At 64.1% G+C, this 11,878-nt stretch carries 13 protein-coding genes; 5 read left to right on the forward strand and 8 right to left on the reverse strand.

The genetic code is table 11. The annotated features are described in order from the left end of the window. Nucleotides 1–409: 409 nt before the first annotated feature. The 4 genes from RBT42_RS13385 (at nucleotide 410) to RBT42_RS13400 (ending at nucleotide 4,240) form a co-directional block, all read left to right on the forward strand. Entirely contained in the window at nucleotides 410–664 is a 255-nt protein-coding gene (locus RBT42_RS13385; protein ID WP_320365939.1) for a helix-turn-helix domain-containing protein, read from the forward strand. Beyond that, on the forward strand, nucleotides 661–2,001 hold the full coding sequence (locus RBT42_RS13390; RefSeq protein WP_320365941.1) for a type II toxin-antitoxin system HipA family toxin: 1,341 nt from the start codon (nucleotides 661–663) through the stop codon (nucleotides 1,999–2,001). Before RBT42_RS13385 ends, RBT42_RS13390 begins: the two co-directional genes overlap by 4 nt. Before the next feature lie 72 nt (nucleotides 2,002–2,073). Beyond that, nucleotides 2,074–3,648 (forward strand): L,D-transpeptidase family protein, encoded by a 1,575-nt coding sequence (locus RBT42_RS13395; protein ID WP_320365943.1) that lies wholly within the window; start codon nucleotides 2,074–2,076, stop codon nucleotides 3,646–3,648. Nucleotides 3,649–3,670: 22 nt separating this feature from the next. After that, a complete protein-coding gene (locus tag RBT42_RS13400; RefSeq protein ID WP_320365945.1) occupies nucleotides 3,671–4,240 on the forward strand; it encodes a YcbK family protein in 570 nt (189 codons plus the stop codon). A 2-nt stretch (nucleotides 4,241–4,242) separates the two neighbouring features. On the opposite strand, the gene RBT42_RS13405 is transcribed toward RBT42_RS13400, so the two are convergent. The 8 genes from RBT42_RS13405 to RBT42_RS13440 form a co-directional block, all read right to left on the reverse strand. Then, nucleotides 4,243–5,466: a DUF2325 domain-containing protein gene (locus tag RBT42_RS13405; protein ID WP_320365947.1), complete on the reverse strand. Its 1,224-nt coding sequence runs from the start codon at nucleotides 5,464–5,466 to the stop codon at nucleotides 4,243–4,245. Then, nucleotides 5,459–7,144 (reverse strand): PepSY-associated TM helix domain-containing protein, encoded by a 1,686-nt coding sequence (locus RBT42_RS13410; protein WP_320365950.1) that lies wholly within the window; start codon nucleotides 7,142–7,144, stop codon nucleotides 5,459–5,461. The genes RBT42_RS13405 and RBT42_RS13410 overlap by 8 nt, the downstream gene beginning before the upstream one ends. Nucleotides 7,145–7,155: 11 nt before the next feature. Then, nucleotides 7,156–7,452 carry a hypothetical protein gene (locus RBT42_RS13415; RefSeq protein WP_320365952.1) on the reverse strand — a complete coding sequence of 99 codons (297 nt, stop codon included), beginning with the start codon at nucleotides 7,450–7,452 and terminating at the stop codon, nucleotides 7,156–7,158. 1 nt (nucleotide 7,453) lies between these two features. Then, nucleotides 7,454–7,726 (reverse strand): hypothetical protein, encoded by a 273-nt coding sequence (locus RBT42_RS13420; RefSeq protein ID WP_320365954.1) that lies wholly within the window; start codon nucleotides 7,724–7,726, stop codon nucleotides 7,454–7,456. After that, entirely contained in the window at nucleotides 7,723–8,682 is a 960-nt protein-coding gene (locus RBT42_RS13425) for an alpha/beta hydrolase (protein ID WP_320365958.1), read from the reverse strand. Before RBT42_RS13425 ends, RBT42_RS13420 begins: the two co-directional genes overlap by 4 nt. Nucleotides 8,683–8,685: 3 nt before the next feature. Then, nucleotides 8,686–10,830, reverse strand: a complete 2,145-nt coding sequence (locus RBT42_RS13430; RefSeq protein WP_320365959.1) for a TonB-dependent siderophore receptor — start codon at nucleotides 10,828–10,830, stop codon at nucleotides 8,686–8,688. Between the two features lie 54 nt (nucleotides 10,831–10,884). Beyond that, nucleotides 10,885–11,097, reverse strand: coding sequence for a hemin uptake protein HemP (gene hemP / locus RBT42_RS13435; protein ID WP_320365961.1), 213 nt, complete (start codon nucleotides 11,095–11,097; stop codon nucleotides 10,885–10,887). 79 nt (nucleotides 11,098–11,176) lie between these two features. Continuing rightward, nucleotides 11,177–11,527 carry a YggL family protein gene (locus tag RBT42_RS13440; RefSeq protein WP_320365963.1) on the reverse strand — a complete coding sequence of 117 codons (351 nt, stop codon included), beginning with the start codon at nucleotides 11,525–11,527 and terminating at the stop codon, nucleotides 11,177–11,179. Nucleotides 11,528–11,709: 182 nt separating this feature from the next. On the opposite strand from RBT42_RS13440, the gene RBT42_RS13445 reads away from it, so the two are divergent. Continuing rightward, nucleotides 11,710–11,850 carry a hypothetical protein gene (locus tag RBT42_RS13445; protein ID WP_320365965.1) on the forward strand — a complete coding sequence of 47 codons (141 nt, stop codon included), beginning with the start codon at nucleotides 11,710–11,712 and terminating at the stop codon, nucleotides 11,848–11,850. The last annotated feature ends 28 nt before the right edge of the window (nucleotides 11,851–11,878 follow it).

Here is an 11,878-nt window from a genome sequence, read left to right on the forward strand (position 1 = left end):
CCGGCGGGTGATATCGACGCGTGCGCTTCGTTGGCGTGCTTTGCATAGTGTCCACTAATCTCCTTGGTGGACACTATCGTTGCGGGTCACGCGTTTGATCTCAAGATGACTTCACCGGACGCATACCAAGCTTCAACACTAGGTGTACCGACGTTCTCGGTACACCAGCGGTACAACCATCAGCTTTGACCGATTCCGGAAAACTTCGCTAAGTTACTGTCACCAAAATACTTTCAGCTCTTTTAGGCTACGGTTCCTTCCGGTACACTATGCTAGGTACACACCGTGTCTGGCCAACTCATAATCCTTTGGTCGTTGGTTCAAGTCCAACACGGCCTACCACTCCTCAACGTTTGATTTCTATGTCAAAAAATTATGCGCCCCTGCATAATTTTGATATAAATATCAAATGCAAACCCTCCAAGAGCTAGGTGAAGCCGTTGCCGAGCGTCGCAAGGCATTGAAACTGCGCCAGCAGGTGGTCGCCGAGCAGGCTGGCATCACACCTGAATCCCTGTCCCGTTTCGAACGGGGGCGCGGTGCCGAGTTTGGCGCCCGCAAGCTGCTGGCCGTATTGGCCGTGCTGGGCATGGAGCTCAACATCATCCCCACCGGGCAGGCTGGCACGCTGGACGAACTGCGCCGTGAGCGCAACCAAGCATGAAGCTCTCGGTCTACGTCATGGGTCGCGATGTGGCCGTGCTGGAGCAATCGGGCGACTTCAAGAGCATCCTGAGCTATCACGCCAACACCGCGCCTGACGACTTTGTATCCCTCACGATGCCGGTGCGAACCGAGTCCTATGTGTGGGATGACCAACTGCCGCCGGTGCTGCAGATGAACCTGCCCGAGGGCTATCTGCTGCAGGTGCTGCAAGAGCAGTTTGGTCCGCACATTGGTGCAAGCCCCATCGCCTTGCTGTCCGTCATCGGCCGCAACATGGTCGGCCGCATCCAGGTGGCTGCCACAGGTGCAGAGCTGAACCAGCCCGCCAAGCCCATCGAGGTGGCCTCATTGCTGAAGGGGGACAACTCAGAAGAGGCCTTTGCCGAGCTGGTTCGTCAGCATGCCACCAGTGGCGTGTCAGGTGTGGTGCCCAAGTTTCTGGATGAGGCTGAAGAGCCTCAGCAGTTAGCCTCGCCGTTGGCCGCGCACAAGAAAGCCAGCCTGATCACCCGGCGACACATCATCAAGGGCTCCAGCAAGCAATTACCTTTTGTGGCCTTGAACGAGCACCTGTGCATGCAGGTGGCCTCAAGGGTCATGCCCACGGCCAAGACGGAAGTGTCAGACGACGGGCAGGCACTGGTGGTGCACCGCTTCGATGTGGACGAGCAGGGCCAGCCGCACTGGGGAATGGAAGACTTTTGCTCGCTGCTGGGCTTGAGGCCTGCCGCGAAGTACGACACCACCTGGGTGCGCATTGCCAAGGCTGTGCGTGACCACGTGCCTGTAGAGCGCAGGTTAGACACCTTCCGACAACTGGCCACCACCTTGCTGTTGACCTATGCCTTACGCAACGCCGATTGTCATGCCAAGAACCTGGCGCTGCTGTACACAAGCCGGGCTGATGTGCACCTCTCGCCTGCCTACGACATGCTGACCACCAGCGTGTATGCGGGCTTTCAGCACAACCCGCCTGGCATTGAGTTCATGGGCAAGAAGACCTGGGCGCCGGGGAAGAACCTGCAGAAGTTCATCGCGCTGACCTTTGGCATTCAGCCCAAGGAGCAGGCCCAGATGGTGGAAGCGATCAGTGACGCTGTGGCGGATGTGGGGAAGGACGTTCGAGAAGCCATGGTTTTGCACGCCGGATTCAATGACATCGGCAAACGCATCTTGATGGCTTGGTCCGAGGGGGTGCAGGGTCTGCGCGATCAACGTGTTTACGCCGTGGGTGAATGGCGCGCCGGGGATGCCTTTGAGGGATTCTCTGCGCCAGCAAAGCTGAAATCGGAGCAAAGCAAAATTGGTCGATCACCCTTGATGGGGCGACGCTGATCATGGCGATGCCAAGAAACGAGCCACAAATCCAATGATCGCTCTCGATCGAGCACTTTTGACTTGGAGTGGATGCTGACGATGTTGTCGAAGTGGGTTCGATCTCTCCTGCTGGTCGTCGCCTCGGTGGCGGGGCCGGCCCTGGCCGATGAGGCGCAGATCTGGTTCAACGCCGGACGACCGACGGCCGAAGCCAGGCAGGCGGTGGACACTCTGTTGTCGTCGGCCCATGAGGGCCTGAACCCCGGTGACTACCAGGCTGCCTTGCTGGATGCGCAGTTGACTGCGGCCCAACAAGGGGCGGTGCTGTCCGACGTGGAATCGGAGGCGCTGGATGCCACGCTGACCTCGGCGCTCCAGCAGTACCTGACGGACCTGCGCAATGGACGGGTCGACCCTCGCCAGATTCACGCCAACTTTGCAGTGCCCCTGCGTGCGCCATTTGACGCAAAAGCCTTCTTGCTCGACGCCATGTTCGCCGGCAACCTGTCCCAGGCCCTGCGCGACCTGGCGCCCCGATTGCCGATGTACGCCGAGTTGCGCCAGGCGCTGGCCCAGTACCGCGCGCTGGTCGATCATCCCGCTTGGCAGACGCCGCTGCCGCCCTTGCCGCGCCGCAAGCTGGAGTCGGGGCAAGCCTATGTGGGCCTGACGCTGCTGGCGCAGCGCCTGGAAGCCCTGGGCGACCTGCCCGTCGGGACGCCCGTGCCCGAGCGTTTCGAAGGGGTGCTGCTGTCGGCCTTGCAGGCCTTTCAGGAGCGCCACGGCCTGGCGCCCGATGGCGTGCTGGGGCGGGCCACACTGCAGCAACTGAACGTGCCACCGGCCGAGCGCGTGCGGCAGATTGAGCTGTCTCTGGAGCGGTTGCGCTGGACCCCGCTGTTGAACGCGCCGCGCATGATCGTGGTGAACGTGCCGGAGTTCGTTCTGCGTGCGTACGAGGTCCGAGATGAGCAAGTGAGCGTCCAGTTGACGATGAGGGTCATCGTGGGCAAGGCGCTGGACACCCACACGCCCCTGTTCGATGCCGACATGCGCTTCATCGAGTTCAGTCCTTACTGGAACGTGCCGCCATCGATCGCGCGTGCCGAAACAGTGCCCAAGATCCGGCGCGACCCCGGTTATTTTCGGGAGCAGGGCTTCGAGTTTGTGACACCGAGTGGCCAGGTGGTCACCACCGTGGCGCCAGCGCATCTGGAGGCGGTCCTTCAGGGTGGATGGCGCATCCGGCAGCGGCCCGGCCCACAGAACGCGCTGGGTGACATCAAGTTTGTCTTCCCCAATCACGACAACATCTACCTGCACCACACCCCGGCACCACAGCTGTTTGAGCGTGAGCGGCGCGATTACAGCCACGGTTGCATCCGCGTTCAGGAGCCCGTCTCGCTGGCCCAGTTTGTGTTGAAAGACGAGCCGGAATGGACGGTGGAGCGCATCCAGGAGGCGATGACCAAAGGGGAGTCCCGCACGTTGCGGCTGAAGCAGCCACTGCGGGTGCTGATCGCGTACAGCACGGTGGTCATCAAGGGCGGCCGGGTCTTTTTCTATCCCGACCTGTACGGGCATGATGCGATGCTGGACCAGGCGCTGCGCGAGCGCTCCGCGGGATTGACCCCAAGGCATCAGCCGAAAATGGCAGCAGAATAAAATTTGGTTTTGCCCCTCTGAGATGCCTGTGTCGCTGTCACATCCTGCCCGTCGACTGTTCATCCGCCGCACTGCGCAGCTGGCGGTGGCTGGCATCGCCGCGCCTCTGGTGCCGACACCCGCCCTGGCGACGGAATCGGACGTGCGCAGTCTGGCACTGGACCACACCCACACTGGCGAGCAACTGGACCTGGTGTATGCGCAGGGCGAACAGTACGTGCCCGATGCCCTGGCCTCGTTGAACCATTTCCTGCGCGACCACTACACCGGTGATGTGGGGGTGATCGATCCGAACTTGTTCGACCTGTTGCACCGGGTCCGCCTGGAGCTGGGTGTTTCGCAATCGTTCGAGGTGATTTCTGGCTACCGCTGCCCCACCACCAATGAGACGCTGCGCACCACGCGCAGCGGTGGTGTTGCGCGACGCAGCCTGCACATGGATGGCAAAGCCATCGACATTCGCCTGCCCGGGGTCCCGCTCAGCGAGCTGCGCGATGTGGCCCTGTCGCTGCAGGCGGGTGGCGTCGGGTACTATCCCTCTGAGCAATTCCTGCATCTCGACACCGGCCGGGTGCGCCGCTGGCAAGGCTGATTTCAGCGTTCGGAGGTGGCCGGTGCGGGCCAGGCTTGTTCGTTCTCAGCGATCTGCTGAACCGATCGTACCAAGGACGAGGTGCTAGCGTTCTCCACAAACACGCATTGCTTGCCCGTGCGCTTGCAGAAGTCCTTCACACGCCAATAGGCGTTGTGGCTGATGCACCCGGTCTGACAGATGACCAGGTCGGCCGCCGCCAGGCTGCTTTCCAAGGCGCTGTGCCTGTCCTCCACACCGCCATCGTGGTGGGCGAAGCGTCCGCCAGCCTGCTCGATCACCTCTCGGTAGTTCGTCACGTTGCCGAGCCGACCGCCGACGCACAGCACGTTCTTTTGCCGCAGGTGCACGGTGACGGGCAGCTCGGCCACCACCGCAGGCAGTGGCAGCGTGAGGGCGGGTGATGCCGGTTCGGTGTCACGCTGCTTCAGCGCGCTGTGCGCCTCATGGAGTTGTTGGCGCAGGTGGGCGTTGTAGGTTTCCAGCTCGGACTGCCGTGCGCTGAGTTGTTCCAGCTTCTTGAGCAGGCGGGTGGTGTTCTCGTAATCAGGCAGAGACGCTTTCAGCGCCTCTATTTCCTGCAGCAGGCAGGCGATGCGGGTTTCCTGGCTGATGCCATGGGCTCGCAGCCGCATCAGTTCGGCACCTTGTTGCTCGATCTCGGCGCACTTCTCGGTGATCACGCGGGTGCAGCGCTCCTGGACCTTGCCCAGTTCGCGGGCGAGCACGCCGTGCTCCCTCATCAGTTCCTGAAAGCGAACGGTGTCGACACGTTCCGCGGCGCCCGCCTGGTGCTGCAGCATGTGCATATCGCGGAGCACCTGCTCTTGCAGGGCGGCATCGCAGCGCGGGTGGGTCAAGGTGGCCCAGAAGGCCGCTGGCACTTCACCGTGCTTTGTGGCCTGTGACCACCGCTCGGCCAGGGCCTCGGTGCTGCGGGCGGCCTTGAACGTTTGAATGGTACGGGTGTAGCGGGTTTCCAGGTCTTTCTGAAGCAGCTCCGTCAGTCGATGGCGATGCTGGCACTGGGCCACGGTGCCCACGTGGATTTCGTAGTCGTCGGCGGCAACCGGGGCGCCCAGCGCCTTGCTCACCAGTTGGCGTAACTCAGGCAGCAAAAAGCACACACCGATGACGGGGCAGTGGCACTGGCTGGGCAAATCCCACAGGCGACGACGACGGGATCCTGCCGAGGCAGGGCCCGTATGGGAGCATTGATCACACATGAGTCCTCCTTGAAGCAGTCTGAGTGGTCAGCGTGGCGGTTGGCGATTCGGTGGCGGTCGATGTGTGTGACGAATGTCCTGACCACACGCTGTCGGTGGCGCCGGTATGCACACGGCGGGCGGTGGCGCGGGCCATCCACGCAAAGCCCAGGGCCCCAGCGAGGGCGGTGGCGTCCACCCCCAGGGCGGTGAGCGAGGTGTGTGTCCACATGCCCAAAGAAGGCATGACCCAGGCCAGCAGGCTGGTCAGTGGAATGGCCAAGGTCAGGGCCGCAGCCAGCCACAGCAGGTGCACGGCCGCTTGTGCCGCGCCGCGCCAGAACGCCCAAGCAATGCAGGCGAAGAAGGTCGTGTAGTACAGGATCTGGTGCCAGGCATACAGGTCGGTGACATGGGCATGCAGCCACTTGGCCCCGACGATGGTGAGCGAGATGCCGCACATGCAGCCCAGGCAGATGCCCACGGTGGCCGATGCCATCCAGTGCGTGTCCCGCCGCTGAATGGGGGTGTCATGGCTGCCCCGTGGTGTCTTGCGGCGTCGCGTTTCGATCCACAACAGGTTGCCGCTGTAGAACAGCCAGGCTCCCGCCAAGCCCAGCAAGAAATAGAGCCACTGGACGGGGGGGCCACCAAAGGCTGCCATGTGCAGTGCAAAGAAGCTGCTCACGAACAGGTTGGGCGTGTCCTGGTGGCCGGGCAGGTAGTCACGGTTCATCACCCGTCCGCTGTACGGGTCCAGCGCCACAAAGCCGCCTCGTGCCCGCGGTGACACCGCGGCGGCATCCTTGCCCCACACACGCACCACGGCGCGCGGGCCGCTCACGTTCTGGTACTGCAGGCTGTGCGCTTCAAAGCCGGGTGAGAGCGCTTGTGCGCGTGCCACCAAGGTCATCGGGGGCAACATGGTGGCCAGGTCGCGTGCGGGGGGCGCTGTGGCGCCGGGTCTCGTGCCCTGGAACGCGCCGGTGCGCTGGCCGTCGTGGACCACCTGGTCTTGTACCGCATAGATGCCATCGTGGAAGGCGAAGATCACCGCCGACAGCGCCATGACCACGTGGAAAGGCAGGGAGACGATGCCGACCACGTTGTGCGCGTCCAGCCACATGCGCTTGAGGTTCTTGCCCACGCGCAGCGCAAAGAAGTCCTTGACCAGCGAGGGCACCAGCACCACCACGCCAGAGACGAGCGCCAGGGCGTACAGCGAGGCCACCACGCCCATGAACCAGCGGTTGGGGTCGCTGTCCACGGGCAGGCCCACCACACGGTGCAGTGTGTCCAGGAAGCCGGCCAGGCCTGCTGGCTGTGTCTCGTGGACCTGCGCGGCGCCTTGGGCATCGAGGGTGGCCACGTAGTGGCGCACGGTGGATTCGTCGTGGTCGTCGCCCCCCAGGGGGCGTACCCGCCAGCCCATGCGGGCTGCGATGTCTTCGTCCTCGCGCAGGTGGATCGTGAAGTCCTTCGACGCGGCCGGATGCGCGCTCAGGGTTTGCGTGATCAGCGTCTGGGCATCGCTCAGGGGAACCGTGGGCACCGGCTGGGGCGCAGAGGCCCAACGGGTGAGCGGTTCCTTGAAGACGGTCAGGGCGCCGGCATAGAACGCGATGAACAGCGCCATGCCGGTGAGGATGCCGGTCCAGGTGTGGACCGCTTTGTAGATGCGGATGATGTCGGCGCGCATGGTGGCAGGCTTCAGGGTTGAGACAGGCGCAGCAGGCCCAGGCTGCCGAATGCCACCAGGTTGGCACCACTCAGCCACAGCCAGGCACGCGGGCCGCTGGCAAAGGCATACACGCCGCTGAGGGTGCCCAGCCAGATGGGCGCCACCATCCACATGGCCAACTGGGCACGTGTGGCCATGGGGATGCTGTGGGTGAGGTGGGCGAACACGCCGCTGCAGGCAATGGCCAAGGTGAAACCCAACAGGGTGCCGGCCAGCGTCTTTGACACCCAGTCGCGCTGAATGGGGGGTGGTTTGAGGTGGCTCATGTCAGGTGGCCCGGCGTAGGCTCAGGAGCACCCCGAGGTAGGGGAGCAGGGTGCAGGTCAGCATCACGCAGGTGACGAAGGAGAAGGTGGCTGCGGTGGCGTGCATGCCCCGGCCGAAGAGCAGCAGGCCGAGCAGCAGCAGCGCGGCCCCGGCAGCCCGAGCCGGACGGGCCGGCCAGGGTGTAGCGCGCCAGCGCTGGTGGGGGGAACTCAGGTAAAGGCAGGCGCACCCCGCCCAGGTCAAGCCCCAGGCCAGCAGGACCGGGGCCTTCATGGCTGCTCCAGAAAGTACTGCATGCCACGGGACAGGGCGGGGAGCCACACCGGGCCATGCTCCTCGCCGGCGAACTCGTGGTAGACGACCCGATCTGCCCAGCCGGGCAGGCCGCGCAGCCGGGTGGCCACGCTGCGGGCTTCGGACACCATGGGGCGTGCGGCGTGCCAGGCCAGCATCTCTGGCGTGTACTTGCCCTTGGGAGGCTCATCTTCCAGCGCCCCCACGCTCACCTGCACCCTCGGTCGCGGTTGGGCAGACCGCTGTTGCAAGGCCGGTAGCCCCTGTAGCACCTGCTTGTCGTTCCACCAGATGGATGGGCTGGAGGCCAGGTAGGTGCTGAAGCTGTGGGGCCGTGTGAACAGGGCATGCAGCACAAGCAGGCCGCCGAAGGAGTGGCCGAAGAGGGCTTGCCGTGCAGGGTCGATGCGGTATTGCGCCGTGATCCGTGGTTTCAGGTCGCGCTCGATGAAATCGAGAAACGCATCGGCGCGCCCCTCCGTGGCCGTGGCACCGGCTTGGCTGGCCCCCACGGTGTAGTCGCGTCGGCGCTCGGGTACATGGAAATCGCTGTCACCTGGGTAGCCGATGCCCACCACCACCGGCGCAGACAGGCCGGTGACCTCGGTGCGCCGCGCAGCGCCCCGACTGAGGAACGCCGCGACGGGGAAGGCGGCGTTGCCGTCGAGCACGTACAACACAGGGTGGCCCTGGGGTGGGACCGGGCCGGGCGGCACCGACAGGAAGATGCGGTAGCGGTGCCCCGATCCCGTGGCGCGCACATCCAACTTCTGTGTCGCAGGGATCAAGACCGGGCTCCAGGCCGGTGGATCAGCCTTGTCGACAGGCGAGGCGGGCGTGGCAGAGCCCGCCTCTGGGGTGGCGGCCCAGGTGGGCAGCCAGACGGTGGCCAGTGCCAGGCTGCCCTGGCACAGCATTGAGGTCAAGCGTGCCATGGGTCAGAAGTCCATGGTGGCCGATGCGGTGACCGTGCGCGCCTGTCCCAGCGTGGCAATCGGCGTGGTGTCGCTGAAGCTGCCCGAGTAGTAGTGGCGATCGAACAGGTTGGCCACGTTCAGGCGCAGCACCAGCTTGCGGCCATCCAGGCGGGTGGTATAGGCAGCGCCTGCATCGACCTGGGCCCAGCCAGGAATGCGCATCGTGTTGGCCGCATCCAGGTACTGGCTGGAGGTGGCTTGCAGGCGGGTGCTCAGTGTCAGACCTGGGACCCAGGACGTATCCCACTCGGCACCGAGGTTGCCTTGCCAGCGCGGCACGCCCACAGCGGTCTTGCCATTGAACTGGTTGTTGGCGGTCTTGGTCTGCTCGCCCTGGCTGTAGGCGACACCCCCGAGCAGGCGAACTTGAGGCAGCACCTCACCAAAGGTGCTCCACTCCACACCCCGCACCCGCTTTTCGCCCCCATCGGACGGCACATTGCCACTGAGGGTGATCAGCATCGGCTTGGTGATCTCGAAAGCACTGGCTGTGTGGGCGAAGGTGCCCGCGTTCCACTTCGCCCCCACTTCCATTTGCTGGGTCTTATACGGTGCGAACACCTTGTTGAACGCATACGTGGGCGTCGAGACAGCATCTCCCTTGCTCAGGCCCTCCACCCGGTTTGCGTACAGGGACACATCGGGCCCCCATGGCTTGACCACCAGGGCCACCGCCGGCGTCACGACACGTTTGTCATACGAGGATGTCACCGCGCCGCTGGCATTGAAGTTGTCGGTCTTCACCCGTTGATCGCGCAGGCCCAGGGTGAGGCGCACGGCATCATCCAGGAACGACAAGGTGTCCACCAGGGCCAGGCTCGACAAGGTGTTCTCGCTGGTCTTGGGGGCGGTGGTCGGCAAGGCGGGCATGGCCTGCACCGTGGGCTGGTAGATGCTCGTCGTGTAGGCACTCGAGCTGTTGGAGGCCGAGCCTGACTCCTGATCCAGCTGGGTCGCGTGCAGTACCAATTCGTGGCGCACCGGGCCCGTTGCGAAGTGCGCGCGCAGGCCGGCCTCGGCACTGGTGCCATCGGTGTAGCCGCGCTGGCCATAGGTTCGCGTGGCAGTGCTGGTGCCTGCGGCGTTGAGCTGGCGCACATGGGTGCCGGAGAGGAAGCCGGTGTAGTCCTGGTTCAGCATCCCCACGCTGGCAAAGCCTGTGAGGTGGCGGTTGAAGGCGTACTCGGCCCGTGCGATCACGGCCTGGCTGTCCAACTGGCCCTGACCGGTTGGGAACTGGTTGATGCCGGCGTCGGGTGCATCCGGAATATCGGTGGTGGCGAACCAGAACATCGCCGGCGAGCCATCCTTGAACGACTCCCGGACGGTGTACGCATCCAGCGATGCGCTCAGGCCACGATGACGGTAGTCCAGTGCGGCCGACAGCAGCTCGCGCTTCTTGGATTGGCCATCCAGGGCGGTTTCACCGTCGCTGTAGGCGCCATTGACGCGCAGCCCCCATTCCTGGTGTTCGCCGAAGCGGCGGGCAATGTCGGCGCTGGTGAACCCTTGGCCCTCTTGCAGCCCGACCGACAGGCGGTTGAGGGGCTCCTCCCCCGCGCGCTTGAGCGCCAGGTTGATGACGCCCCCGACGCCGCCGCTGGGCGCCATGCCGCTGAACAAGGCGCTCGGGCCTTTGAGCACCTCCACGCGCTCCACGAATTCGAGTGGCACATGGCCCAGGGGGGCCAGGCCGAACAGGCCGTTGAGCGCCACGTCGCTGGCGTGGACATCGAAGCCACGCAGCCGGAAGTTCTCGTACTGGTGGCCGCTGGAGGTGGTGAAGCGTGCCGAGGGGTCATTGCCCAGGACCTCGGCCAGCGTGCGGGCCTGCTGGCTCTGGATCAACTCCGCCGTGTAGCTGGTGATGTTGAACGGGGTGTCCAGCACATCCTGGTTGCCCAGGGCGCCCAGGCGCGCGCCTTGGGCCACTTGGCCGCCCGCGTAGGGCTGGGGCAGTTCGGCGTTCGGGTTGGCCGACGAGGCCGTGACTTTCACCGCCGGCAGGGTCACCGCCTCTTGGGGGGCGTCATTCGGAGGAGTTTGAGCCCAGACGGGCAGGGCCATGGCGCTCAGGGCCAGAGCAATCGGCGTCAATCGCAGCATCGTGTTTCACTTCTGGGTTTGACACTGGCTGGCGACGGCTGGCTGGTGGCGGGTTTACTTGGTCAGGATGAGTTTTCCATTGGATGTCAGCCGCAGCTGATAAATGCACCCCTCGTGCACGATCTCCAGCATGCGTCGCTGGCTGAGCAGGACACTGCTGGAGATTCGACCGCTGGCGAGGGCCCCGATCGCGTCGGCATGGCCGCAGGTGGGCCTGTGCTGCGCATGCGCGCTCAGGGCGGGGGAGACTTCATATTGCGGCAACATGCGAAGAATAATAAACGAGAATCATTCGCATGTAAAGGTGTGGCGTCAAAAGCGAGGACTCAGACGGCCCTCGCCATCGTCAGCCGACCACAGGCGTCATGACGTCGTCCGTCACGAAGTCGGTGTACCAGACATCGACCAGATCGCTGACGCGGGCCGAGGCCACGTCGGAGCGGGCACGCAGCCAGTCGATCAGGGTGGTGCGGTCTTCGAGCGAGACGCTGCCGCGCACGGCCTTGGTGATGAAGCCGCCGTTGGCCCAGCCGCCAAATTCCAGGCCTTTGGGTTCGATCAACTCGTCCAGAAGAGCGTCCACGAAGAGCTCCTCGCGGGCGCCTTCTTTCAGTTTGGCTTTAAACGCAATGCCGAATTCTTGAAATTCGCCGACGTGCAGTTTCTTGCGTTGGCGACGGCTGCGGTGTTTGGTCATGGGGGGCTCCGATAAGGTGATCTGGTCAAGCGACCAGGAAGGCCGAGTATCGCGCACGCACGGGCTGGACCGATGCCAGCACCGGAGGCAAGGCTTTGGCATCTGCCTGAATCTGGCTATATTTGGCCTACAAATTAAATCAATCGGGGTGAAACATGACAGAGCAACGCTATCGACACGAGATGCGTCGAATGATTGACCGGGCCTTGCTGTTGCTGGAGCGTGGCGAGCTCACCTGGATGGCGGTCGCGCAATGGTTCGAGGCCTATCGGGTGCCGTTTGCCGTCACCTGTCGGGTGCTGACTCCTTACGCCAAGAAGTAAAGTGCGTCGCGCTGCGTGCTGACATGCG

The sequence above is a fragment of the Aquabacterium sp. genome (assembly GCF_034003525.1).
In the GTDB taxonomy this organism is placed as follows: domain Bacteria; phylum Pseudomonadota; class Gammaproteobacteria; order Burkholderiales; family Burkholderiaceae_C; genus Aquabacterium.

Coding starts and splice junctions, on each gene's coding strand:
- RBT42_RS13420 (WP_320365954.1), bottom strand. CDS start 7,726: ATGAAGGCCCCGGTCCTGCTGGCCTGGGGCTTGACCTGGGCGGGGTGC.
- RBT42_RS13405 (WP_320365947.1), bottom strand. CDS start 5,466: ATGTGTGATCAATGCTCCCATACGGGCCCTGCCTCGGCAGGATCCCGT.
- RBT42_RS13445 (WP_320365965.1), top strand. CDS start 11,710: ATGCGTCGAATGATTGACCGGGCCTTGCTGTTGCTGGAGCGTGGCGAG.
- RBT42_RS13400 (WP_320365945.1), top strand. CDS start 3,671: ATGCCTGTGTCGCTGTCACATCCTGCCCGTCGACTGTTCATCCGCCGC.
- RBT42_RS13415 (WP_320365952.1), bottom strand. CDS start 7,452: ATGAGCCACCTCAAACCACCCCCCATTCAGCGCGACTGGGTGTCAAAG.
- RBT42_RS13385 (WP_320365939.1), top strand. CDS start 410: ATGCAAACCCTCCAAGAGCTAGGTGAAGCCGTTGCCGAGCGTCGCAAG.
- RBT42_RS13425 (WP_320365958.1), bottom strand. CDS start 8,682: ATGGCACGCTTGACCTCAATGCTGTGCCAGGGCAGCCTGGCACTGGCC.
- RBT42_RS13430 (WP_320365959.1), bottom strand. CDS start 10,830: ATGCTGCGATTGACGCCGATTGCTCTGGCCCTGAGCGCCATGGCCCTG.
- RBT42_RS13390 (WP_320365941.1), top strand. CDS start 661: ATGAAGCTCTCGGTCTACGTCATGGGTCGCGATGTGGCCGTGCTGGAG.
- hemP (WP_320365961.1), bottom strand. CDS start 11,097: ATGTTGCCGCAATATGAAGTCTCCCCCGCCCTGAGCGCGCATGCGCAG.
- RBT42_RS13440 (WP_320365963.1), bottom strand. CDS start 11,527: ATGACCAAACACCGCAGCCGTCGCCAACGCAAGAAACTGCACGTCGGC.
- RBT42_RS13410 (WP_320365950.1), bottom strand. CDS start 7,144: ATGCGCGCCGACATCATCCGCATCTACAAAGCGGTCCACACCTGGACC.
- RBT42_RS13395 (WP_320365943.1), top strand. CDS start 2,074: ATGCTGACGATGTTGTCGAAGTGGGTTCGATCTCTCCTGCTGGTCGTC.